26 protein-coding genes are annotated in these 24899 nt (G+C 43.0%); 23 read left to right on the top strand and 3 right to left on the bottom strand.

Annotated features, from left to right (window positions below; all coding sequences use genetic code 11):
• Window positions 1-165: 165 nt before the first annotated feature.
• Genes pepT through HMPREF2832_RS02955 form a run of 3 tightly spaced genes read right to left on the bottom strand, consistent with a single transcriptional unit; the run spans window position 166 to window position 2962 of the window.
• The gene (pepT, locus tag HMPREF2832_RS02945) at window positions 166-1386 is read right to left on the bottom strand and encodes a peptidase T (protein ID WP_070505514.1); all 1221 of its coding nucleotides are present in this window, start codon (window positions 1384-1386) and stop codon (window positions 166-168) included.
• 2 nt (window positions 1387-1388) lie between these two features.
• A complete protein-coding gene (locus HMPREF2832_RS02950; protein ID WP_070505515.1) occupies window positions 1389-2210 on the bottom strand; it encodes a Cof-type HAD-IIB family hydrolase in 822 nt (273 codons plus the stop codon).
• A complete protein-coding gene (locus HMPREF2832_RS02955; protein WP_031577084.1) occupies window positions 2207-2962 on the bottom strand; it encodes a LexA family transcriptional regulator in 756 nt (251 codons plus the stop codon). Before HMPREF2832_RS02955 ends, HMPREF2832_RS02950 begins: the two co-directional genes overlap by 4 nt.
• 195 nt (window positions 2963-3157) lie before the next feature.
• Between HMPREF2832_RS02955 and HMPREF2832_RS02960 the strand changes: the two genes are divergently transcribed.
• From HMPREF2832_RS02960 to HMPREF2832_RS03070, 23 genes are all read left to right on the top strand, one after another.
• A complete protein-coding gene (locus tag HMPREF2832_RS02960; RefSeq protein ID WP_070505516.1) occupies window positions 3158-3595 on the top strand; it encodes a GNAT family N-acetyltransferase in 438 nt (145 codons plus the stop codon).
• Window positions 3596-3661: 66 nt separating this feature from the next.
• Window positions 3662-5488, top strand: coding sequence for a translation elongation factor 4 (gene lepA, locus HMPREF2832_RS02965; RefSeq protein WP_009731117.1), 1827 nt, complete (start codon window positions 3662-3664; stop codon window positions 5486-5488).
• A gap of 308 nt (window positions 5489-5796) precedes the next feature.
• Window positions 5797-6441, top strand: a complete 645-nt coding sequence (locus HMPREF2832_RS02970) for a hypothetical protein (RefSeq protein WP_070505517.1) — start codon at window positions 5797-5799, stop codon at window positions 6439-6441.
• 84 nt (window positions 6442-6525) lie between these two features.
• Entirely contained in the window at window positions 6526-7020 is a 495-nt protein-coding gene (locus tag HMPREF2832_RS02975) for a YkgJ family cysteine cluster protein (protein WP_070505518.1), read from the top strand.
• Window positions 7020-7709 (top strand): pyrimidine 5'-nucleotidase PynA, encoded by a 690-nt coding sequence (locus HMPREF2832_RS02980; protein ID WP_070505519.1) that lies wholly within the window; start codon window positions 7020-7022, stop codon window positions 7707-7709. Before HMPREF2832_RS02975 ends, HMPREF2832_RS02980 begins: the two co-directional genes overlap by 1 nt.
• Window positions 7710-7832: 123 nt before the next feature.
• Window positions 7833-8105 carry a 30S ribosomal protein S16 gene (gene rpsP, locus HMPREF2832_RS02985; protein WP_003007475.1) on the top strand — a complete coding sequence of 91 codons (273 nt, stop codon included), beginning with the start codon at window positions 7833-7835 and terminating at the stop codon, window positions 8103-8105.
• Between the two features lie 20 nt (window positions 8106-8125).
• Window positions 8126-8365 carry an RNA-binding protein KphA gene (kphA, locus tag HMPREF2832_RS02990; protein WP_003001620.1) on the top strand — a complete coding sequence of 80 codons (240 nt, stop codon included), beginning with the start codon at window positions 8126-8128 and terminating at the stop codon, window positions 8363-8365.
• A gap of 42 nt (window positions 8366-8407) precedes the next feature.
• The gene (locus HMPREF2832_RS02995) at window positions 8408-8740 is read left to right on the top strand and encodes a MazG nucleotide pyrophosphohydrolase domain-containing protein (protein ID WP_070505520.1); all 333 of its coding nucleotides are present in this window, start codon (window positions 8408-8410) and stop codon (window positions 8738-8740) included.
• A 74-nt stretch (window positions 8741-8814) separates the two neighbouring features.
• Complete coding sequence (locus tag HMPREF2832_RS03000; RefSeq protein ID WP_070505545.1) at window positions 8815-9603, top strand: alpha/beta fold hydrolase; 789 nt, start codon at window positions 8815-8817, stop codon at window positions 9601-9603.
• 30 nt (window positions 9604-9633) lie between these two features.
• Window positions 9634-10152 (top strand): ribosome maturation factor RimM, encoded by a 519-nt coding sequence (gene rimM / locus HMPREF2832_RS03005; RefSeq protein ID WP_014713408.1) that lies wholly within the window; start codon window positions 9634-9636, stop codon window positions 10150-10152.
• Entirely contained in the window at window positions 10142-10858 is a 717-nt protein-coding gene (gene trmD / locus HMPREF2832_RS03010) for a tRNA (guanosine(37)-N1)-methyltransferase TrmD (RefSeq protein WP_070505521.1), read from the top strand. The genes rimM and trmD overlap by 11 nt, the downstream gene beginning before the upstream one ends.
• Before the next feature lie 138 nt (window positions 10859-10996).
• On the top strand, window positions 10997-13318 hold the full coding sequence (locus HMPREF2832_RS03015) for a CAP domain-containing protein (RefSeq protein WP_070505522.1): 2322 nt from the start codon (window positions 10997-10999) through the stop codon (window positions 13316-13318).
• A gap of 229 nt (window positions 13319-13547) precedes the next feature.
• A complete protein-coding gene (locus HMPREF2832_RS03020) occupies window positions 13548-14291 on the top strand; it encodes a DeoR/GlpR family DNA-binding transcription regulator (protein WP_003001800.1) in 744 nt (247 codons plus the stop codon).
• The gene (gene pfkB / locus HMPREF2832_RS03025) at window positions 14288-15199 is read left to right on the top strand and encodes a 1-phosphofructokinase (protein WP_070505523.1); all 912 of its coding nucleotides are present in this window, start codon (window positions 14288-14290) and stop codon (window positions 15197-15199) included. Before HMPREF2832_RS03020 ends, pfkB begins: the two co-directional genes overlap by 4 nt.
• Complete coding sequence (locus HMPREF2832_RS03030) at window positions 15196-17163, top strand: PTS fructose transporter subunit IIABC (RefSeq protein ID WP_070505524.1); 1968 nt, start codon at window positions 15196-15198, stop codon at window positions 17161-17163. The genes pfkB and HMPREF2832_RS03030 overlap by 4 nt, the downstream gene beginning before the upstream one ends.
• Before the next feature lie 131 nt (window positions 17164-17294).
• A complete protein-coding gene (locus tag HMPREF2832_RS03035; protein ID WP_003001888.1) occupies window positions 17295-17669 on the top strand; it encodes a DUF1149 family protein in 375 nt (124 codons plus the stop codon).
• 3 nt (window positions 17670-17672) lie between these two features.
• Complete coding sequence (locus HMPREF2832_RS03040; RefSeq protein ID WP_070505525.1) at window positions 17673-18521, top strand: DegV family protein; 849 nt, start codon at window positions 17673-17675, stop codon at window positions 18519-18521.
• A gap of 10 nt (window positions 18522-18531) precedes the next feature.
• Complete coding sequence (gene dapB / locus HMPREF2832_RS03045; protein WP_070505526.1) at window positions 18532-19299, top strand: 4-hydroxy-tetrahydrodipicolinate reductase; 768 nt, start codon at window positions 18532-18534, stop codon at window positions 19297-19299.
• Complete coding sequence (locus HMPREF2832_RS03050) at window positions 19296-20507, top strand: CCA tRNA nucleotidyltransferase (RefSeq protein ID WP_070505527.1); 1212 nt, start codon at window positions 19296-19298, stop codon at window positions 20505-20507. Before dapB ends, HMPREF2832_RS03050 begins: the two co-directional genes overlap by 4 nt.
• Entirely contained in the window at window positions 20504-22372 is a 1869-nt protein-coding gene (locus HMPREF2832_RS03055; protein ID WP_049496222.1) for an ABC-F family ATP-binding cassette domain-containing protein, read from the top strand. The genes HMPREF2832_RS03050 and HMPREF2832_RS03055 overlap by 4 nt, the downstream gene beginning before the upstream one ends.
• Before the next feature lie 9 nt (window positions 22373-22381).
• On the top strand, window positions 22382-22900 hold the full coding sequence (locus HMPREF2832_RS03060; RefSeq protein ID WP_049496218.1) for a hypothetical protein: 519 nt from the start codon (window positions 22382-22384) through the stop codon (window positions 22898-22900).
• A gap of 86 nt (window positions 22901-22986) precedes the next feature.
• Complete coding sequence (locus HMPREF2832_RS03065) at window positions 22987-23946, top strand: ROK family glucokinase (protein ID WP_049496215.1); 960 nt, start codon at window positions 22987-22989, stop codon at window positions 23944-23946.
• A gap of 90 nt (window positions 23947-24036) precedes the next feature.
• On the top strand, window positions 24037-24876 hold the full coding sequence (locus tag HMPREF2832_RS03070) for a thymidylate synthase (protein ID WP_049496212.1): 840 nt from the start codon (window positions 24037-24039) through the stop codon (window positions 24874-24876).
• Window positions 24877-24899 lie beyond the last annotated feature (23 nt).

Here is a 24899-nt window from a genome sequence, read left to right on the forward strand (position 1 = left end):
GAACTTCGTAGAAGTTCCATGACTAATTATTGAGCCTAAGGTCTCAATAATTCCGAGTGCCTGAAACTGAGTCGTTTCAGGCACTTTTCTCACAGCGGAAAGTTCGGTACATTCTCAATGATATTTAAAGGATTTGGATGTATAATCCGAATCCTTTTTTGTTTCTTATTTTTTGGTCACAATACCGATAATGGTATCAACTGCGCGTTCCATGGTTTGGAGGCTAACGTATTCAAAGCGACCATGCATGTTTTCGCCACCGGCAAAGATATTTGGTGTTGGAATCCCCATAAAGGAAATTTTAGATCCATCTGTACCACCGCGGATCGGTTCAATGATTGGAGTGATTCCAAGATCTTCCATGACTTCCTTAGCAAGGGTAATTGGTGTCATATCTTTTTCAATCACTTGCTTCATGTTATAGTACTGGTCTTTGAGGGTGAGGAGAACGCGTTCGCTACCGAGCTCCGCATTCATCTGATCGGCAATAGATCTCATCAGGTTTTTGCGTTTCTCAAAACTTTCAGTTTCAAAGTCCCGAATGATGTAGCTGGCACTTGCTTCCTCGACAGTTCCATCGATGTTCATCAAGTGGTAGAAGCCTTCATAGCCTTCGGTTAATTCTGGACGTGCTCCTTCAGGGAGTTTGTTATGGAAATCAATGGCCAATTGAAGGGCGTTGATCATTTGACCTTTGGCTGTACCTGGGTGGACATTGCGTCCTTTGAAGGTAATTTCAGCCCCAGCTGCTGAGAAGGTTTCGTATTGAAGCTCTCCAAGAGGACCACCGTCGACAGTATAGGCAAAGTCTACGTCAAAATCCTCTGCATCAAATTGATCTGCCCCGACTCCGATTTCTTCATCTGGACCAAAGCCGACACGGATTTCTCCGTGTTTGATTTCAGGATGAGCTGTTAGGTATTCAATAGCTGTCATGATTTCAGCGATACCTGACTTATCGTCTGCACCCAGCAGAGTAGTACCGTCCGTTGTGATCAAGGTTTGTCCCTTGTAGTTGTTCAAATGAGCAAAATCAGCTGGATCGAGTGAGAAACCAGAGTCGCCAAGGGCAATGACACCCCCATCATAATTCTCAACGATTTGAGGATTGACATTTTCGGCATTGAAGTCAGCGGTATCCATGTGAGAGATAAATCCAATCTTGCGTGTAAAGCTTGGATCATTAGCTGGAAGTGTTCCAATAGCATAGCCGTTTGGCAAATAGTTGACGTTTTGAAGACCCACGCGTTTCATTTCAGGGATCAAGACGTTTGTTGCAAAATCAACTTGTGATTGGGTACTTGGAGTGGTTGTAGAGTTTTCGTCTGAACGTGTGTTAACCTTTACATAGGTAATAAAACGGTCCAACAAATTTTGGTATTTCATGATCATTCTCCTTTTTCAGTTTCAATTAATTTGTGAATAGCATGGGCCACACCATCCTCATCATTGGTCAGGGTGATGAAATCTGCGATTTCCTTGACAGCAGCATTGCCATTTCCCATAGCGACGCTGTAACCAGCAAAACGAAGCATTTCAAGGTCATTATTGGCATCTCCAAGAGCCATAACCTGGTCTCTCCTGTAGCCTAATGTTTTGCTTAATGCTTGAAGAGCAGAAGCCTTGCTTGCTCCTTTTGGAAGGATTTCAAACAAGATATCCTGTGAGCGTACGGTATTAAAATCGGTCTCTAATGCAGCCTCGTGCTGAGCTTGGAAGGCATCAATAGCAGAAGGATCTCCTACGTACATGGCTTGAAAAATAGGAACAAGGTTGGGTAGATCCTCTTCTGAGACAAGTGTCGGTTTACTATTAACAATGCCCGCATCCATCGTGACAAGTTCACTGGCTTCAGGTGCGACCACTAGGTAGTGATCTATGTCAAATAAGGTTAGCTGGACGTCTGTATCTTCCGTCAAAACATGCAAGCAGTGCATGTCCTCAAGGCTCAATTCTTCCTTACCAATGATTTCCCAATTCTGTGTAGACAAGGTTGTACACCCGTTATTGATAATCATATAGTAGTTGCCATCAGGGAGTCCAATCTCTTCAAAGATGGGCCGTACCCCTGCTAAGGGGCGCCCCGTACAGATTACAATGTCATAGCCGGCTTCATGGGCTCGGTGAAGAGCTTCAATATTGCCTTTAGATAGAGTCTTATCCTCATGCAAGAGAGTTCCGTCCAAGTCAATCGCAATTAATTTAATCATTTGATTTCCTCCAAATCAAGAGGCACAAAGCCATCAATCACTTTTCCAATCACCCCAGGCTCCTCATCTAGTGGAATGATTTGATCACTATATTTCTTATTGAGGGAAACCAGTCGAATACCGTTGGCCTCACGAAAGACACGTTTGATCAACGTTTGCCCGTCAAAATCAATGGCATAAATTGCCCCTGCTTGATCATAATAGGTTTGCTTGATTAACACAACCGCCCCTTTTTCGTATTTAGGCTCGAGGGAATCCGTATGAATCCAAAAAGCCAAATCGTAAGGAATCTTTTGATCAAACCAGACGATATCAGCTTGCTTTTGATTTTGGTAAGCTGCAAAAGAATCATAGACAGAATAAGAGTGGTATTGCTTTTCAATCTTCTGTCTTTCTTTCTGATGGGTCAAGAGACTCTTTCCATAAGAAAGAAGATTTTCTTGATTTCCTTCATCGAGCTGTTTATACAATCGTTCGATCTCTGAATCAATGACCACAAAATCATTGCGCAATCGAGGGTCAATTTCAGCAACTGCTACCTGAAAAAAGGCTGCAATCTTCTCTAAATTTTCGGGAACGGGAAGAGAAGTTCCTTTTACATATCCAGTCAGGGTACTTGCAGGGATTCCAGTGATACGAGATAATTCGATCTGCTTTTTTCCTTGTTCTTTCAGCAATTCTCTGATTTTTTCCGATATAATCCGTAATGCCTCTTTGTCTTGAGGGCTTGCTTTTCCACGACCTCTGGCCAACGTACTCACCTCCTTGTATTTACCCTTACTATTATAATGAATTAAATCGAAAAAGTAAATAGAAATCCCTGAGAAATGCGAAAAAAGATGAATTTGATCTAAATCGGATTTTCTTTTTAAATTTTATTTGGTATTCCTTTACTTTTTGAGGAAAAAGGTCTAAGATAAAACCAGAGAGTTCATGGAGGTGGAGCTATGATTCGTAGCGTTCAAGTCAAAGATGCAGGTCAAATTAGAGATTTATGTCACCAAGCATTGGGGTATGATTCAGCCCTTGAGAAAGTGGCAGCTCAGATTGATAAATTTAATCAGCCAGATTCGGGTCACTTTTGCTTTGTTTACGAAGAGGGACAAACAGGCCATATTCTTGGTTATGTGGAAGCGGAAGTCTATGAAAGCCTCTATAGTGATGCTGGTCTGAATATTTTAGGACTTGCGGTTTTCCCTTCTGCGCAAGGACATGGGATCGGTAGCCAATTGATGGAGCGAGTTGAAGAACTTGCCAAAAGCAGGCATTATGCTTTTATCCGTTTAAATTCTGCATCTCATCGAAAAGAAGCCCATATCTTTTACGAACGCTTAGGTTATGAGGGAAATAAAACGCAGAAGCGATTTTTGAAAATAATGAATTAAGATAGGCAAAGGCCTATCTTTTTTGTTATAATGAAGAGTACGATTAATTTTACTAGGAAGATGATTATGCCAAATTTTGAAGAATTAAAAAAACGACAAGAGAAGATTCGGAACTTCTCGATCATCGCCCATATTGACCACGGAAAGTCAACCTTGGCCGATCGAATTTTAGAAAAAACCGAAACTGTGTCTAGTCGGGAGATGCAAGCCCAACTTTTAGATAGTATGGACCTGGAACGGGAACGTGGGATTACCATCAAGCTCAATGCCATCGAGTTGAACTACACAGCTAAAGATGGGGAAACCTATATCTTCCACTTGATTGACACACCGGGACACGTGGACTTTACCTATGAGGTTTCGCGTTCGCTTGCTGCCTGTGAGGGTGCGATTCTCGTAGTGGATGCCGCTCAAGGGATTGAAGCCCAGACTCTAGCCAATGTTTACCTTGCTTTGGACAACGATTTGGAGATTCTGCCAGTTATTAACAAGATTGACTTACCAGCTGCAGATCCAGAACGTGTGCGCACAGAAGTAGAAGATGTCATCGGCTTGGATGCCAGTGAAGCAGTCCTAGCTTCTGCCAAGGCTGGTATTGGGATTGAAGAGATTTTGGAGCAGATCGTTGAGAAAGTTCCTGCTCCGACAGGTGATGTTGAAGCGCCACTTCAAGCCTTGATCTTTGATTCCGTCTATGACGCCTATCGTGGGGTTATCCTTCAGGTTCGAGTGGTCAATGGAATGGTCAAACCTGGCGATAAGATCCAGCTCATGAGCAATGGAAAAACCTTTGATGTCACTGAAGTTGGGATCTTTACTCCTAAAGCAGTTGGTCGTGATTTTCTTGCTACAGGAGATGTTGGTTACATTGCAGCCTCTATCAAGACCGTTGCAGATACCCGTGTCGGGGACACTGTGACCTTAGCGACCAATCCAGCAAGTGAGCCACTACATGGGTACAAGCAGATGAACCCAATGGTCTTTGCTGGTCTTTACCCAATCGAATCTAATAAATACAATGATCTTCGTGAAGCCTTGGAAAAATTGCAATTGAATGACGCTAGTCTTCAATTTGAACCGGAAACTTCTCAAGCCCTTGGTTTTGGTTTCCGTTGTGGTTTCTTGGGACTTCTTCATATGGACGTTATCCAAGAGCGCTTAGAGCGTGAGTTCAATATTGACTTGATCATGACAGCACCGTCTGTTATCTACAAGGTCAATTTGACTGATGGAGAAGCACTGGATGTCTCAAACCCTTCTGAGTTTCCAGATCCAACCAAGATCGCTTCAATCGAAGAACCTTATGTCAAAGCGCAAATCATGGTGCCACAAGAGTTTGTAGGAGCTGTCATGGAATTGGCCCAACGCAAACGTGGGGACTTTGTGACCATGGACTACATCGATGAAAATCGAGTCAATGTCATCTATCAAATCCCACTAGCGGAAATTGTCTTTGATTTCTTTGATAAATTGAAATCCTCTACTCGTGGCTATGCGAGCTTTGACTATGAGTTGTCTGAATACCGTCCTTCTAAATTGGTCAAAATGGATATCCTCCTCAATGGCGATACCGTCGATGCCCTCAGCTTTATCGTTCACAAGGACTTTGCTTATGAACGTGGTAAGTTGATCGTTGAGAAGCTTAAGAAGATTATCCCTCGTCAACAGTTTGAGGTGCCCATCCAAGCAGCTATCGGTCATAAGATCGTGGCCCGTACAGATATCAAGGCCCTTCGTAAGAACGTCTTGGCCAAGTGTTATGGTGGGGACGTCTCACGGAAACGCAAGCTTCTTGAAAAACAAAAAGCCGGTAAGAAACGGATGAAAGCCATCGGTTCGGTAGAAGTGCCACAGGAAGCCTTCTTATCCGTATTGTCAATGGATGAAGAATAACAATTAGAGAGTGGGACAGAAATCGGTAATTCGTTAGAATTCGATTTCGTTGTCCCACCTCCGCACAGTTGAGTAAGGCTGTAAAAGCTGATGAAATCAGCGTAGTATATCCCACTCAACCACTGCGTCTTGCTCGACAGTCCAAAAACAATTAAAAGGCTAGGACTTTTGTCCCAGCCTTTTGTTTTAGGTTTAAAAGAAATGAACTGAATTTGAAAGGTTCGATCAGATGTAACACTTTTCCTATTTTAAAATACCCTTATTCATGGTAGACTAGAGGAAAGAGAACGTTCTCAAGGAGGTTGAGCATGAAACACAAATTACTAGTCGCATCCCTTACGATTTTTTCTGCCTGCACACTAATGGCCTGTAGTCACACCACAAAAAAAGATACAGCAGCTTCTTCTACAAAAGAAAGTAGCAGCAAAGTCGAAAAGAAAACAAGTAGTTCTTCGTCAAAGGATACTGCTTCTACAAAGAAAAGCACTACCAATCAAGAAACCAAGCGGATTGGAAATGCAGATTATGGGTTCATCGATATTCCAAGTAAATGGATCAAGTTCACGGATATCGATGGGACAGAAGCAGTCCAGTATACGGATGGGAGTGGTTATAATATTGTCACCTTAGACAGCTTTACCAAAGAAAAAGCCAAAGTTTCCGCTGATATTGAATTTAATGCAGAATTTTTAGCCAAGAAACTAGCCGTTATGTGGCAAGATAATCAGGATGTTGGGAAGATGACGGGAGCGCGTACTAAAGTCGCAGGACTGGACGCCTACCAGCTCCAAATTGTCATGAAATCCGGTCAATATTTGATTACCTGGATCTTCCAAAAGGATGAAAAAGTGTATACCATTTCATTTGAAGGAGATGCAGAAACCTTGAAAACCTTTATCCCATACATCGAAGACACATGGAGCTTAGATGGAACAGGTGCCGTAACGGATTAATCAAGTGAGATAGATCTCAGGATCTATCTTTTTTTAGAGTCTTTGTGGTATAATCTTTCTATTGTTTAGAAGAGGAATAAGAGGATGACACAGGAAATTGATATTGAAAAATACCATCAGTTAGCTCTCCAAAAGCAAAAGGAGCACCGAAAGGTATTGGCGAATCTTAAGAAGAAGCAGCCTAAGAATTTAGATAAACTAGCGCAAGAAATCCACGATGAAGTGTTCCAAGAAATTGATTGTACCGCTTGTGCTAATTGCTGTAAGACCTTGGGGCCTGATTTTAAGGAAGCAGATATCACGCGGATCGCTAAGTATTTCAAGATGAAACTTCCTGCTTTTGAGGCGGAATTTCTTCAAGTTGATGAAGATGGCGACAAGGTTTTTAAATCCATGCCTTGCCCCTTCCTTGGTGGCGACAATCTCTGTTCCATCTACGATGTTCGGCCTAAAGCTTGTCGGGAATTTCCTCACACCGATCGCAAGAAGATCTATCAGATCAACCATCTGACCATCAAAAATACACTCACTTGCCCTGCTGCTTATTTATTTGTAGAAAAATTGAAAGATCGTTTGTAATGGCATATAAATTTTTACTTTTTGATTTGGACCATACCTTGTTGGATTTTGAATCTGCTGAAGAAACAGCCTTGACGCAGATGTTAGAAGACATGAATTTTCCAGATGTAGAGGCCTTTAAGGATTACTACAAACCTATGAACCAAGGGCTCTGGAAGGATTTGGAACAAAAGAAGCTCACCAAACAAGAACTCGTTGATAGTCGGTTTGCGATTGGGTTTGCCTACTTTGGGATCACGGTTGACGGGGCCGAGATGGCTCTTCGCTACCAAGATTACATCAGTCTTCAAGGGCAATCTTTTCCAGGGGCGGAGGATTTACTGGCCCGACTTGAAAAAGCAGGTTACCAGCTCTATGGTGCAACGAACGGAGTGACTGCCATTCAAGAAGGACGCTTAGCTCATTCTACCATCGCACCTTATTTTAAAGAGGTCTTTATCTCTGAACAGCTTCATACTCAGAAACCAGAACCTGCATTTTTTGACAAAGTAGGCCAGCTGATTCCAGGGTTTAGCAAGGAAGAGACCCTCATGATCGGTGATTCTTTGACAGCTGATATCGCAGGAGGGAATGCTGCGGGGATTGCTACCGTTTGGTATAATCCAGATCACAAGGAAAATACCAGCCAAGTAGTGCCAACTTATGAAGTTAGCACCTATCAAGAAATCGCCGATTTCCTGCTTAAATAAAAAATTTTTAAGAGTGTCAAGTTTTTTTCTTGACAGGTTGATGAAATGTGTTATAATAGATCATGTGCTAAATAGCTTGTCTATTTCACCGAAAATTAAAATATAGAAAAGAGACTTATAAAAATGGCAGTTAAAATTCGTTTGACTCGTATGGGTTCTAAGAAAAAACCTTACTACCGTATCAACGTAGCAGATTCACGTTCACCACGTGATGGACGTTTCATCGAAACAGTTGGAACTTACAATCCACTTGTTGAAGAAAACCAAGTAACTTTGAAAGAAGACCGCGTTCTTGCATGGTTGGCTGACGGAGCTCAACCTTCAGATACAGTTCGCAACATCCTTTCAAAAGCTGGTGTGATGAAGAAATTCCACGATTCTAAATTCTCAAAATAATTTTTTAAGTAGGTTGATGTATGGATACGATTGAAAATCTTATTATTGCAATTGTGAAACCCTTGATTTCACAACCGGATGCCTTAACCATCAAGATCGAAGATACTCCTGAATTTTTGGAGTACCATCTTGACCTTGATCCTAGCGATGTTGGTCGTGTAATCGGTCGAAAAGGTCGCACCATTTCTGCTATAAGAACGATTGTCTACTCTGTCCCAACTGAAGATAAAAAAGTAAGAATCGTTATTGACGAAAAATAAAAGGCGGGACTCTGTCCCGTTTTTTTGTTACAAGGAGAAGCTATGAAAGAAGTGACCATTCGGCAATTACAAGCCTATTTAAAAGAACATTACAAAGACAGTCGTACGGAAGAAGGTCTGTTTATCAAGCTCGTCGAAGAGGTTGGGGAAGTTGCCGAGGTCTTAAATGGTCGTTCTGGACGAAAAGAAGGGGTTCAGGACTCAAATGAGGAATTGGCCAAAGAACTGGCTGATATCATTCACTATACAGTCGCTATCGCAGCTATCAATGACATCGACCTCACTAAAACCATCTTTGAAAAGGATAAAACAGCAGCTGTCAAATACCAGCACGAGAAGGATTTGGAGCAGTTTCTAGCAGAAAAGAGCATTTGAGAAAATCTCTTGAACGTGATAAAATAAACGTAAGAATATTTAGTGAATTATTGTATAGAATGAGTGGTTTTGATATGAACCGATTTGAAGTAACTACAAAGATTGGTTGTCTCTCTGTTACTTATAAAAAAAGAAATAGAGTACTAGTCTGTTTAAATGGTGCTGGTTTGATACCAACTTATGAAAATTTTCTACCAATACTTGAAAAACTTCCTTCTTCAATGGGCTACCTTACAATTGATTTTCCAAATACAGGAAGGAGTTCGATTCATAACCAGGCAGGACTAAATTTTGACAGTCTGGTTGATACGGTATACGAAATTCTGAAAGGATTGGAAATTTCTGATTATATACTATGTGTTCATAGTTTAGGTGGTGTTTTGGCATTAAAGTTGATGAGTAAACCAATTAAGTGTCAAGCATTGATAGCACTTGAACCAACAACAAAAAATATAATGTTTGCTGATTTTTCCAAAAATCCTTATCCAGAAATGGAAGATCAAATGAGGATGATTGAAGAATGTGGGCCCGAAAATTATTTTAAGGGACTAACTCAAGCAACATTTGCCCCTGAAACTGATAGACTGATTTGGGAATTGATGGAAGCAAGGGGATTAGAGTTGGAAAAGCAAGTTCCTGGTTTTCAGATATCTGGAAATATTACTGCTGAAGATTTTGATAGTTTGTCCTTAGCAGATAATATTCCTATTTTCATATTTTGTCAGGCGTATAGAGAAAAAGAGTACAGAGATTCAGAATATTGGAGTACTAAAACAAAACTCATTCTAGGTGGAAATCACCACTATCTACAGTGGTCAGAGTCGGAAAAAATTGCAACTATTATTAGAGACTTGCAGAGATAAACTAATTATAAGAGGAATGTAAAGAATAAAATGAATTACTTTAATGTCGGGAAAATTGTCAATACGCAAGGTCTGCAAGGAGAAATGCGGGTCTTGTCTGTGACAGACTTTGCGGAAGAGCGTTTTAAAAAAGGAGCAGAGTTGGCTCTCTTTGATGAGAAGGATCGTTTTGTCCAAACAGTGACCATTGCCAGTCACCGCAAGCACAAGAACTTCGATATCATCAAGTTTAAGGATATGTACCATATCAATGCCATCGAAAAATTCAAGGGTTTTAGCCTCAAGGTTGCAGAAGAAGATTTGACGGATTTGGAAGATGGCGAGTTTTATTACCATGAGATTATCGGCCTTGATGTTTACGAAAATGACCAGCTAATCGGTCAGATTAAGGAAATCCTGCAACCAGGTGCCAATGATGTCTGGGTCGTGAAACGCAAAGGCAAACGCGACCTACTATTGCCTTATATCCCACCAGTAGTCTTGAATATTGATATCCCAGGAAATCGGGTGGATGTTGACATCTTAGAAGGATTAGACGATGAAGATTGATATTTTAACCCTCTTTCCAGAGATGTTTTCGCCTTTGGAGCACTCGATTGTCGGGAAGGCGCGTGAAAAGGGACTTCTCGAGATCAACTACCATAATTTCCGTGAAAATTCTGAGAAGGCGCGGCACGTCGATGATGAGCCCTATGGTGGCGGCCAAGGGATGCTCTTACGTGCGCAGCCAATCTTCGATGCCTTTGATGCCATTGAGAAAAAGAATCCGCGAGTGATCTTACTGGACCCTGCTGGACGGACTTTTGACCAAGCCTATGCTGAAGAATTAGCTCAGGAAGAAGAATTGATCTTTATCTGTGGCCATTATGAGGGCTACGATGAGCGGATCAAGACCTTGGTAACGGATGAGATTTCTCTGGGAGATTATGTTCTAACGGGCGGTGAGCTAGCAGCCATGACCATGATTGATGCGACAGTCCGCTTGATTCCAGAGGTGATCGGAAAAGAATCCAGCCACCAGGATGATAGTTTCTCGTCTGGTCTCTTAGAGTATCCTCAATACACACGACCTTATGAATACCGAGGGATGACGGTTCCAGATGTCCTCATGAGTGGTCACCATGAAAAGATTCGTCAATGGCGTCTTTACCAGAGTTTGAAAAAGACCTTGGAGCGTCGCCCTGATCTGCTAGAAAACTATGAGTTGACAGCAGAAGAAGAGAAAATGTTGGAACAAATTAAACAAGAAGACTAACAGCGTCAGCTGTTTTTCTTTTGCCTCAAAAATTTATGAAAAAAACTTTTTAAACCTACTAGTTATTGGTAACAAAATGTGGTATGCTAAGGGGTAGAGAAACTTCAAGAAAATGATTAAGTTTTGGGGGTGAGTTTAATGGGAAAGAAATTAGGAAAATCGGTTTTCACGACTGGAATTGCTGCAACAACGGTCCTATCTGGTATGTTTAATCACAAGGCTAGTGCCGAAGAGGTGAAGCAAAATGAAAATGCAGAAACCAACAGTACAGAAGTAGTCGAAAAACCAATTACGGTCGATGAGTTGAAGCAAATTACAGCTCAAAAAGGCCAAGTGGTGAAAGATGTCCACTACCAAGAGCAAAAAGTAATGGATGCTCAAACGGAAATCAAGGCGGCTGGACAAGAACTGGAAGAAAAGAAAGCAGAAGTGACGGATGCGGAAAACCTCATCGCAACGACTTCGGATGCCCAAGTTCAAAATGCAGAAAATGACGTCAAGGTGGCTCAAGCCTATGTGACCATCGAAGAAAATAAGGTTCGAGAAGCAGAAGCTGCCCATGACCAAGTCGTAGAGGCTGTTCGTCAACAGGAAAATCAGGTTACTGCTCAGGAATCTTTGGTCGATGTAGCACAAAATGAATTGAACCAAGCCAAAGCACCGATTTCAAATGATGAGAATGTGCTCAACCAGGCTTTGTTGGAGCAAAGTCAAGTCGAGCAAAGTATCCGAGAATCTCAGAATTACCTTGCGACCTTGCAAGCGAGTCAGCAAACCGGTTCAGATACAGTGGCTCAAATTGAGAACGACATTCAACTGGCTCAAACGCGTCTGACAGATTTGAAAGCGGTCATCGCTACCAAGGAAGCAGAATTGGCAGCCTTAGAACAAGCCGCGGCCAATAGCCCAGTTCAGTTGAGTCAAGCGACTTATGAAGGTTATTTGCAACACTTAGCTGACAATGGCAATGAAGCTGCAGCAAGTGCTTTAGCCCTCTACAAGCGTGGTCGTGAAGAAGACGGCTTAACAGTTGGAGAGTCTGGATCCTTGCAAGCCAACCTTCGAGCTCTTGAAATTGCCGATGCAATCAATAGCTATCGTCGCAATGCCGGCCTGCCTGAATTAGAGCTGGATCCTTATTCCCTTCCTGCCAGCCAAGTACAGTTGGAATACTTCAAGAAAGCCAACTGGCATATGTTTAAGTATTTGCCAAACGAGAACATTGCATATGGCTTCTCACCTGCTGGTGCGGTTGACTTTTGGTACAATGAAAAAGCGGCTTATCAAGAAGTAGCGGCTCAATATGGTCTACCGACAGACGAAACACAAATCGATGCCAACGATATCTATATGAAGATTGGGGCTGAGGCCTTTGCTAAGGTTGGTCACTATCTCCAAATGGTAGACAACAAAGCGACAGCTTTATCAGTCGCTTATGACCCTAGCAATGCTATGTCAGAAGCAGCTTTCTTACACAGTCCGGTCCATTCAGCAGTGTCAACCAGTGCACTCGCTTACCAATTGCGTCAGGGAGCTGGGGCCACGACGACAAGATCAGATGTCAAAGCCAAATCTGATGAAGTCGCTAATCTCAAGCTGGACAAGGCCAATCAAGAGTCTCAAATCATTATCTTGCAAGGCAAGTTAGAAGATGCCCGCCATGCCAATTCAAATGTGGCAGTAGAGATGGCCAATGTCCAAAAGACCATCCAAAATTACAAGATTCTTCTCGTTAGCAAGGACCATGCGGTTGAAAAGGCGAAGGCGACTCTTGATGTATCTCGAGGTCGGATTGAAGTAGCGATCCAACCAAAAGAAGCAGCCCTTCAAAAAGCGAAAGATTTGTTGGCAGCTGCGCGTGAGAAATTAGATCGTTTAAAAGCGGAAGAAGCAGAAAAAGCCCAAGTCGTTCAAGAAGCGCATGAGGGCTTGAAGGCGGCGCAAGAACGTCTGGTTGCTGCTGAAAAACGTCTTTCTGACTTTAAAAACGCTCCAGAATTATTGGTCAAAGCCCAATCAGTTTTATCTGCTGCGGTGGCTAATTTGGAAAATAAAAAAGAAAAATTGGAAGCAGAATTCACAACCCTTCAATCTTATCAAAGTGTCGTGGAACTGTTGAATTCCCAATATGAAGATCTAGCGTCACGGATGGATCCAACTATTTTAGAAGCAGCAGATATGCCAATGGATATCCGCTCAAGCAATCCAACAACTTTCTCGGATAGACCAACGGTTCTTCCAACAACTACTAATAGTCCACAAGTGCAAGCACCAACAGCTACTCCGGCGCCAAAACAAGAAGCTAAAGTAGAAGAAATCAAACCGAAAAAAGAAAACAGCCAAGCTGTGGCTGGATCTGATTCCTCCAAATATGCAGCAGCAACAACAGGTGTTGCCGTTGGGCTTCTTGCTGGATTGTTTGGTTTCAAGAAAAAGAAACAATCTTCAAATAATGATTAAGACATACTGAGAATAGAGCGGATGCTTAGACACTTTATTGCTTAAAATCTTTAAAGAAAATTTATGAGGGTAGGAAAAGAACTCTTTTAACAAAATGAGTTCTTTCCGGCTCTTTTTTTTACACTTTTGAATTTTTTGAAAGAAAGTGATAGAAAATGACAAAAAGTTGTTGACATTTTTTGAAGAAAGAGTATAATGGTTTTTGTAATCGATTGCAAAAGGAGGAGAAATGCTCAAGTCTGAACGAAAACAATTTATCCTCGAAAAGGTATTAAAGGAAAAGTTTGTTTCCTTGGAAACCCTTGTACAAGAGCTGGGAACGTCTGAATCAACCGTTCGGCGTGACTTGGATGAGCTAGAAGCTGAAAGCAAACTTCGCCGGGTTCACGGCGGTGCGGAAAGCCTGCATTTTCTTCAAGAGGAAGAAAGTAATAAAGAAAAATCTATCAAAAACATTCAAGTTAAATCAAAAATTGCGGTAAAAGCAGCGGAATTGATCAAAGATCATGATGTCATCTTTATCGATGCCGGAACGACCAATGAACTCTTGGTACAAGAAATTGTCAATCCAACGGTAACCGTGGTGACCAATTCGATTCACCATGCGACCAAGTTGGTCGAGCGAAATGTTCCGACGGTCATCATCGGTGGGAAGGTAAAATCTTCTACAGATGCTAGTATCGGAGGGATTGCGCTCAATCAAATCGGTCAGTTGAATTTTGACAAGGCCTTTCTTGGAATGAATGGAATCGATGATGAATTTTACAGCACTCCAGACCTAGAAGAAGGATCTGTCAAGCGTGCGATTATCGAAAATGCAAAAAAAACCTATATCCTAGCGGATGATTCAAAAATCGGAGTGACATCCTTTGTCAAAGTGGCTCCGATCAAGCGAGCCATGATCATTACCAATCAATGTGAACCGCAACGATTAAAGGTTTTAAAAGAAAAAACGGAGGTTATAGAGGTTTGATTTATACAGTAACACTGAATCCAGCCATTGACTACATTGTCCGTCTCGATCATGTAGAGACAGGGGCGGTCAATCGGATGACTTCGGAAGATAAATTCGCCGGTGGTAAGGGGATCAATGTCAGTCGTGTCTTGAAGCGTCTCGATATCGAAAACACAGCGACTGGGTTTATCGGTGGTTTCACCGGACGCTTCATCGAAGACGTACTGACTAGCGAAGCCATTTCAACTAACTTTGTGACCGTGGACCAAGATACACGGATCAATGTCAAGATCAAAGCCGATGAGGAAACAGAAATCAATGGGAACGGCCCAGAAGTAACGGAAGCGCAGTTGCAAGAATTGCTCAGCATCTTATCGAGCTTAACAGCGGATGATGTGGTAGTCTTTGCAGGATCTGCCCCATCTTCACTTGGGAATGCCGTTTACAAACAATTGATCGCATCAACTCGTGCGACAGGTGCACAAGTCGTTTGCGACTTTGAAGGGCAAACTTTGATTGATTCCTTGGAGTTTAATCCGCAATTGGTCAAACCAAACAACCATGAGTTGGGAGATATTTTTGGCGTGACCTTGACGGAATTGCCAGAAATCGAACGCTATGCCAAAGAAATCTTGGCCAAAGGAGCACAAAACGTCATTATTTCCATGGCGGGTGATGGTGCTCTCCTTGTCAGTCCAAGCGGTACTTACTTCGCAAAACCAATCAAAGGGCAAGTGAAGAATTCAGTCGGAGCTGGAGATTCTATGGTAGCAGGCTTCACTGGTAAGCTCACAACGACAGGAGATGTCATCGAAGCCTTCAAATGGGGCGTGGCTTGTGGAACAGCGACCACCTTCTCAGATGATTTGGCGACAGCGGACTATATTAAAGAAACTTATGAAAAAGTAGAGGTAGAGAAACTATGAAAATTCAAGATGTTTTAAATAAAAAAGTGATGTTGTTTGACCTTCAGGCGACAGATAAAGAAGGCGTGATCAATGAGATGATCCAATCGCTCGTTGACAATGGTGTGGTGACAGATTTTGAAACTTTCAAAGCTGGAATTATGAACCGTGAAGCACAAACTTCAACTGGTTTGGGTGACGGAATTGCTATGCCGCACAGCAAAAATGAAGCTGTAAAAAAAGCAACGGTCTTGTTTGCAAAATCAAACAAGGGTGTGGATTACGCCTCTCTGGATGGTCAACCAACAGATTTGTTCTTCATGATCGCAGCTCCAGAAGGAGCAAACGACACTCACTTGGCAGCCCTTGCTGAATTGTCTAAGTACTTGATGAAACCAGGATTTGCGGATAAACTTCGCCAAGCAAGTAACCCTGATCAAGTCATTGCAGCCTTCGATGCAGAAGAGCAAGTAGCTGCAGCAGAAGAAGCGAAAAAAGTAGAAGCAGTCAAAGAAGCAGCTTCATCTGACAAACCGCTCATCGTTGCCGTTACAGCATGTACAACTGGTATCGCCCACACTTACATGGCAGAAGAAGCCCTCATCAAAAAAGGTGAAGAAATGGGTGTTACGGTCCGGGTTGAAACCAACGGTGCATCTGGTGTCGGTAACCGCTTGACAGCTGAAGAAATCGCCAAAGCTGAAGGGGTCATCATTGCAGCTGATAAGGCAGTTGAAACAGCTCGTTTCGATGGCAAAAAAATGATCTCTAAACCTGTTGCAGCCGGTATCCGTCAAACAGAAGAATTGATCCAAACCATCTTGGACGGCAAAGCAGATGTCTTCCACGCAGAAAATGCAGCAGAAGCTAGCGCTAGCCAAGAAAAATTGAGCTTAGGTGGAGCCTTCTACAAACACCTGATGAGTGGGGTTTCTCAAATGCTTCCATTCGTTATCGGTGGTGGGATCTTGATCGCCCTTGCCTTCTTGATCGATCAAATTCTTGGGGTGCCTCAAGATCAATTGTCTCAACTTGGTTCATACCATGAATTAGCAGCTCAATTTAAAACAATCGGTGGTGCAGCCTTTGGTTTCATGCTTCCAGTACTTGCAGGGTACATCGGATTCTCCATCGCTGAAAAACCTGGTTTTGTAGCAGGGTTTATCGCTGGATCTATTGCTAGCTCAGGGTCAGCATTTGGAAATATCGCCTACGGTGCTGCTAAAGGTGAATTACCAGCAGCCGTATCATCAGGTTTCCTTGGAGCTTTGGTAGGTGGTTTCCTTGCAGGTGGAGTTGTTCTCTTACTTCGCAAAGCCCTTGCAGGTCTTCCACGTTCACTCGATGGTATCCGTTCAATCCTTCTCTTGCCATTGCTTGGTGTTGGTTTGACAGGATTCTTGATGTTCCTCATCAATATTCCAATGGCTGCTATTAATACTGGTCTTAACAACTTCCTTTCAAGCTTGTCAGGTAGCTCAGCTGTCCTTCTTGGACTTCTCGTCGGCGGTATGATGGCTGTAGATATGGGTGGACCAGTTAACAAAGCCGCTTATGTCTTCGCTACAGGTACACTTGCTGAATCTGTTGCTTCAGGTGGTTCTATTGTTATGGCAGCTGTTATGGCAGCTGGTATGGTTCCTCCATTGGCAGTATTCGTAGCAACTGTATTGTTTAAAGATAAATTCACACAAGAAGAACGCGATTCTGGTTTGACAAACATTGTCATGGGTCTTTCCTTCATCACAGAAGGTGCCATTCCTTTCGGTGCAGCTGACCCAGCTCGTGCCATCCCTAGCTTCATCGCAGGCTCAGCATTGACAGGTGCTCTTGTTGGTCTTGCAGGCTTGAAACTCATGGCTCCTCACGGAGGAATCTTCGTTATCGCTCTTACTTCAAACCCACTTCTTTACATCTTGTTCGTATTGATCGGTGCTGTCGTAAGTGGTATCTTGTTCGGATTGCTTCGTAAACCTAAAAACTAAACATACCTGAAAGGTTGGGAATGCCCAACCTTTTCTTCTTGTACTAGAGAAAAAATCACCTCATTCGGCGTTGGTATCTTGAGCTGAATTATGATATAATAAGCCTATCGCATATTTTTAGGAGAATAAAAATGGATATTCAACGTGAAAAAGAATTTGTCAGCCAATACCACTATGATGCTCGTAATTTTGAGTGGGAAAAAGAAAATGGCATCCCTGAAACAAAAGTAGATGTAAACTTTCAATTGATCAATCGTGATCAAGAACAAAACACAACTTCTTTGATTGTCATCTTGAGCTACATGATCGTTTTTGACGGTTTTGTGATCAGTGGAACCATCACTCAAATCAACCACTTGTTTGGTCGTTATGTCAATGAACCAAGTGAATTCAGCAAAGACGAAGTGGAAGAATTGGCTCGCCCTTGCTTGAATATGCTCAACCGTTTGACTTATGAAGTCACAGAAATTGCCCTCGATTTACCGGGTATTAATTTGGAGTTTTAATCAATGAAATTAGCAGTGATCACGGATTCGTCTGCCTATTTAACGCAAGACGTGCTCCATCACGACGACTTATTTATTTTAGAGATCCCGATCTATATCGACGGGGAGTCTTATGTTGAAGGGAAGAACCTGACACACGATGAGTTCTACCAAAAGATGGCGGCGTCTAAGGAATTGCCAAAGACTAGCCAGCCGAGTGTTGCAGAGTTAGAAGAAGTATTATCTGGTTTGACAGCTAAGGGCTATACGCATGCTATCGGTCTTTTCTTGTCATCAGGTATTTCTGGTTTCTACCAAAATATCCAATATTTGAAGGACGAATTCGAAGGCTTGACCGTCGAATTTCCGGATTCAAAAATCACCAGTGCTCCTCTAGGAATGATGGCAGAAGACTGCTTGAAATGGTCTGGTGAAGGCCGTTCCTTCGATGAGATTGTGGCCAATGTCCAACACCAGATTGATGGAACCTCTGCCTATATCATGGTGGATGATTTGAACCACTTGGTTAAAGGTGGTCGTCTGTCAAATGGTGCTGCTATTCTTGGAAACCTCTTGAGCATCAAGCCCATTCTTCATTTTAATGATGAAGGCGTGATTGAGGTCTTTGAGAAAGTCCGGACGGAAAAGAAAGCCATGAAACGCTTGGTAGAGATTGTTGTATCAGATATCGCAGATGGTCATTACCAAGTCTTTGTCATCCATGCCAATGTTCCTGAAAAAGCAGAAGCACTTCGCCAACTGCTCATGGAAGAAGGAGTGGAAGGTGACATTCCTTTTGCTACCTTTGGAGGGGTGATTGGGACGCACTTAGGTGACCATAGCTTAGCAGTTGGGTATATCCCTATCGTTTAAGGAGAATTCTATGTCCATTAAAGTCATTATCGCAGGTTTCAAGGGAAGAATGGGACAAGCAGCCTACAAGATGGTTTCTGGAGATCCTGAGTTAGAATTAGCTGGCTTGATCGATCCATTTACTGATGAGACAGAGGTTGCAGGAGTCCCTGTCTTTAACCGCAAAGAAGATGTTGTGGGTCTAGAGGCAGATGTTTGGGTCGACTTTACCATGCCCAAGGTCGCTTACGAGAATACTCGCTTTGCAATTGAGAATGGCATTGTGCCTGTTGTGGGAACGACTGGATTCACTCCTGAGCAGATCCAAGAATTGATAGACCTTTCACGTGAAAAGGATTTGGGTGGCTTGATCGCGCCGAACTTTGCCATTGGAGCCGTGCTCTTGATGCAATTTGCAGCGCAAGCAGCCAAGTATTTCCCGAATGTAGAAATTATCGAATTGCACCACGATAAGAAAAAAGATGCACCGAGTGGAACAGCAATTAAGACAGCTGAGCTGATCTCAGAGAAGCGCGAGAAGATCCAGCAAGGTGCAGCAGATGAAGAAGAGTTGATGCCTGGAGCAAGAGGGGCAGAGTTTGAAGGGATGCGCATCCATTCAGTTCGATTGCCTGGCCTAGTCGCTCACCAAGAGGTGATTTTTGGTAGCCAAGGCGAAGGGTTGACTCTCCGTCATGATTCCTATGATCGTGTTTCCTTCATGACAGGAGTAAATCTAGGGATTAAAGAAGTTGTCAAGCGTCATGAGCTTGTTTATGGTTTGGAACACTTACTATGAGATTAGAAAAGATGCCTTCTGAGTTTCAGGAGGCTTTACCAATATTAGAGAAGATTAAAGCAGCTGGTTTTGAGGCCTATTTTGTAGGGGGATCTGTCCGTGATGCCCTCTTGGATCGTCCAATTCACGATGTCGATATCGCTTCCTCCTCATACCCAGAAGAGACCAAGGCCATTTTTGATCGAACAGTAGATATCGGTATCGAACACGGGACCGTCTTGGTTCTTGAAAATGGTCAAGAATATGAAATTACGACCTTCCGGACAGAGGATGTCTATGTCGATTATCGCCGTCCAAGCTCCGTGTCTTTTGTACGCTCGCTAGAAGAAGACCTCAAGCGTCGTGATTTTACGGTTAATGCCTTTGCCTTAAATGAAAAAGGAGAAATTGTTGACCTCTTTCATGGACTAGAAGATTTGGAAAACAAGGTCCTTCGGGCGGTTGGGCTTCCTCACGAACGGTTTAACGAAGATGCACTCCGGATCATGCGAGGCTTTCGTTTTCAAGCCAGTCTCGGCTTTGAATTAGATGAGGCAACCTTTGATGCTATGAAGGAGTGTGCTCCCTTACTAGAGAAGATTTCAGTAGAGCGTACCTTCATCGAGTTTGATAAACTCTTGCTTTCCCCATACTGGAGACAAGGCTTGGAGGCCATGCTAGCCAGTGGAGCCTATCACTATCTGCCAGAGATGAAGGATCGTAAAGAAGCGATCGAGCGTTTGTTTGACATAGAGTTGGAATATACCTTTTCAACTTCTGAGCAAGCCTGGGCTGCTTTGGTCTTAGCACTAGAGATTCAAGATATTCCAAAATTCTTTAAGAAATGGAAGACGTCTAGAGAGTTTGCCAAGACGGTGGAGCAGATCGTGGAGATTCTAAAGCTCCGAGGAAAAGGAAGTCTAGACAAGCGTGCCTGCTACAAGTATGAGAAGCCTTTGTTGCTAGTGGCTGAAGAGCTCCGTGAAGCGTATGCCTTGAGTGTGGATTATTTGGCCATTGAGCGCGTTTATGATAGCTTGACCATTCATGATAAGCATGAAGTGGTGGTCAATGGTGGTATGCTGATCAAAGACTACGGCTTTCAACCAGGTCCAGCCTTGGGAGAGATTTTGACAAAAATTGAATATGCCATTGTCGATGGGAAACTGGCCAATGAGAAAGAGGCCATCATCGCCTATATCCAGCAAGCAAAAGAGGAGGAAAAATGAGCGATTTTATTGTCGATAAATTAACCAAATCTGTCGGAGATAAGACCGTCTTTCGTGAGATCTCCTTTATCATTCACGACTTGGATCGGATCGGATTGATCGGGGTCAATGGGACTGGAAAAACTACGCTGTTAGATGTGTTGTCGGGTCGCTCTGGCTTTGATGGAGATGTGAGTCCTTTTTCTGCCAAGAGTGATTATACAATTGGCTATTTGACGCAGGAACCAGACTTTGATGATCAAAAGACGGTTCTGGATACGGTGCTATCTAGCGATTTACGTGAAATGCAACTGATTCGAGATTATGAATTCTTGATGGCGGATTACCGAGAAGAGAACCAAGCACGTCTTGAAAAGGTCATGGCGGAGATGGATTCGCTCAATGCTTGGGAGATCGAGAGTCAGGTCAAGACAGTCCTTTCAAAACTTGGGATTGAAGACTTGAATGCCAAAGTTGGGGATCTATCTGGGGGCTTGCGTCGTCGGGTGCAATTGGCACAGGTTTTGCTATCTCACCACGATCTGCTCTTACTAGATGAGCCGACCAACCACCTAGACATTGATACAATCGAATGGTTGACCAATTTCTTGAAGAACTCTAAGAAAACCGTGCTCTTCATTACCCACGATCGCTATTTCTTGGATAATATCTCGACACGGATTTTTGAGTTGGATCGAGCTAGCTTGATCGAGTATCAGGGCAACTATCAGGATTATGTCCGCTTAAAGGCTGAGCAGGATGAGCGTGATGCGGCCCTTCTTCATAAGAAGCAGCAACTCTATAAGCAGGAGTTGACCTGGATGCGGCGTCAACCTCAGGCGCGTGCGACCAAGCAACAGGCGCGGATCAATCGATTCCATGATCTCAAGCAAGACTTGTCTGGTCAAAGCAACCAGACGGATTTGGAGATGAACTTTGAGACCAGCCGAATCGGAAAGAAAGTCATCGAGTTTAAAGATGTGAGTTTTGCTTTTGAAAACAAGCCGATTTTACAGGACTTTAACCTCTTGGTGCAAAACAAGGACCGCATCGGGATCGTTGGGGATAATGGCGTCGGCAAGTCCACCCTGCTCAATCTGATCGCTGAGCGACTACAGCCTCAGTCTGGGCAAGTCATTATCGGGGAAACTGTGCGGGTGGCTTATTTCTCTCAACAGATTGATGGGCTGGATGAGAGCAAGCGCGTGATTAATTTCCTCCAGGAAGTTGCTGAGGAAGTAAAGACGACCGTTGGAACGACATCAATTGCAGATCTCTTAGAGCAATTTCTCTTCCCACGTTTCATGCACGGAACCCTGATTGAAAAACTCTCCGGTGGGGAGAAGAAGCGGCTCTTTCTCTTAAAACTCTTGATTGAAAAACCCAATGTGCTTCTCCTCGATGAGCCGACCAATGACTTGGATATCGCCACCTTGACAGTTTTGGAAAACTTCCTTCAAAACTTTGGAGGTCCCGTTATTACCGTTAGCCACGACCGCTATTTCTTGGACAAGGTGGCAAGCAAGATCCTGGCTTTCGAAAATGGGAGCATTCGGGAGTTCTTTGGCAATTATACGGATTATTTAGATGAAAAAGCCTTTGAAGCAGCCCAGGTAACGGCTAGTCAGAAGGTTGAAAAAGAAAAACCTGTTAAGCCAAAAGAAGAGAAGAAGCGCATGAGCTACAAGGAGAAGCAGGAGTGGGCGAGCATTGAAGCAGATATCGAAGCCATTGAAAATCGGATTGCAGAGATTGAAGTGGAGATGAATGAAAACGGCTCTGACTTTGGCAAATTGTCAGCCCTTCAAAAGGAATTGGAGCAGGAAAATGAGCGATTGCTTGAGAAGTACGATCGCTATGAATACCTGAGTGAATTAGATGAATAAGGAGGCCCTATGAATCAATTAAACCGGATATCCCTTGGGATTTCAGCTACTATTTTTACCATTATCGGTATTGTCTTGTTTATCAATCCAATTGAGCACATCGGCTCTTTTAGCTGGTTGATTTCCTGTGGTTTCTTTTTAATCTCCCTTTCGCGTTTTTCACGCTATTACCGATTGCGTCAAGCTGGTATCATCCAGCAGCAACAGCTCTTTCACAGTATGGTCGCCTTGGTTTTTGCGGTCTATTTACTGCTCTATGGCTACAAGACCTTGCCGATTGTCTTTCCAGTTACCTTAGGAATTTGGCTGATCTATCGTTCGATTTTAAACTTCCGAAAAGCCAATTTCTACTCGAGGAATGTTGAGGAACTGTCCAAGCGTTATATTTTCTTTGCCTTGCTACAGCTCTTCATCGGCTTATTCTTAATCGTTAGTCCACTCTCGATAAGTGTCTTTCTGTTAAATATTATTGGCTTGATTTTCCTCATTCTAGGATTTCAATCCTTTAGTCTCTTGTTAAAAAGTTAAGAAAAGTTACGTGCAAACCTTTGCGTTTGATAAAAAGTCTGATATAATAGATCTGTAAGTGTTTACAAGTTTGAAAGGAGTTACAGATGTCTAAAAAAATTATTGGGATTGACCTTGGGGGAACTTCAATTAAGTTTGCCATCCTTACTTTGGATGGGGAAGTTCAAGAAAAATGGTCTATTAAAACAAATATCTTGGATGAAGGTAGCCATATCGTAGATGATATGATCGAATCCATCGCGCATCGTTTGAAAATGCTTGAACTTGATGCTTCTGAGTTCCAAGGAATTGGAATGGGTTCACCTGGTGTCGTTGACCGTGAAAAAGGTACAGTTATCGGTGCCTACAACTTGAACTGGAAGATCCTTCAACCAGTCAAAGAAAAGATCGAAACTGCCCTTCATATTCCATTCTTTATCGATAATGATGCCAACGTTGCTGCTTTGGGTGAACGTTGGAAAGGGGCTGGTGAAAACCAACCAGATGTTGTCTTCATGACCCTTGGTACAGGTGTCGGCGGTGGGATCGTCGCTGAAGGTCGTCTCTTGCACGGTGTACGTGGAGCTGCTGGTGAGCTTGGTCACATCACTGTTGACTTTGATGATCCAATCCAATGTACCTGTGGTAAAAAAGGCTGTCTTGAAACGGTTGCCTCAGCAACTGGTATCGTCAACTTGACTCGTCGTTATGCTGATGAGTACGAAGGGGACTCTCAATTGAAAGTCTTGATCGACAACGGTGAAGAAGTAACAGCTAAAACGGTCTTTGACCTGGCAAAAGAAGGCGATGCTCTTGCTTTGATCGTCTACAAGAACTTCTCACGTTACCTTGGACTTGCTGCTGCCAACATCGGTTCAACCTTGAACCCATCTAAGATCGTTATCGGTGGTGGGGTTTCCGCTGCTGGAGACTTCCTCTTGGATGGTGTGCGCAAGGTCTTTGAAGAAAACTCATTCCCACAAGTGCGTGAATCTACTCAATTGGCACTTGCAACTTTGGGAAATGATGCCGGTGTCATCGGTGCTGCATCCCTTGTATTACAATAAGATGAAATGGAGATCTGGCTCGTGCTGGGATCTCCTTTTTTTCTGTCTCCTGTGATATAATGAAGACAAAACTGGATTCAAGGAGAGTATATGACAAAAGCAGATACAATTTTTAAAGAAAACATTCGAAAAATCATGGAAGAAGGGGTTTGGTCAGAGCAAGCCCGTCCCAAGTACAAGGATGGTAGAACGGCCAACTCCAAGTACATCACAGGAGCCTTTATGGAATTCGACCTTGCAAAAGGTGAGTTCCCTATCACGACCCTTCGTCCCATCGCGATTAAATCAGCCATCAAAGAGATGCTCTGGATCTACCAGGATCAGTCGAATAGATTGGATCTTTTAGAAGACAAGTACAATGTCCATTATTGGAATGACTGGGAAGTGGGAGATAGCCGGACGATTGGTCAGCGCTATGGAGCTGTTGTCAAAAAGCATGACATTACGAATAAGATCCTCAAACAATTAGAAGCCAATCCTTGGAATCGCCGCAATATCATCTCGCTCTGGGATTATGATGCCTTTGAGGAGACAGACGGACTCTTGCCCTGTGCTTTTCAGACCATGTTTGACGTGCGGCGCGTGGATGGGGAGATTTATCTAGATGCAACCTTGACCCAGCGTTCGAATGATATGTTGGTGGCTCACCATATTAATGCTATGCAGTATGTAGCCCTACAGATGATGATTGCTAAGCACTTTGGCTGGAAGGTTGGGAAGTTCTTTTACTTCATTAATAACCTTCACATCTATGACAACCAATTTGAACAAGCAGAGGAATTGCTCCGTCGCGAGCCCTCTGATTGCCAACCGCACTTGGTTTTGAATGTACCAGATGGAACCAATTTCTTTGACATCAAACCAGAAGATTTTGAACTGGTCGATTACGATCCAGTGAAGCCACAGTTGAAGTTCGATCTTGCCATTTAGTAATAAATCAAGTTTTTTGATGC

This window comes from Streptococcus sp. HMSC073D05 (assembly GCF_001812015.1).
GTDB lineage: Bacteria > Bacillota > Bacilli > Lactobacillales > Streptococcaceae > Streptococcus > Streptococcus parasanguinis_D.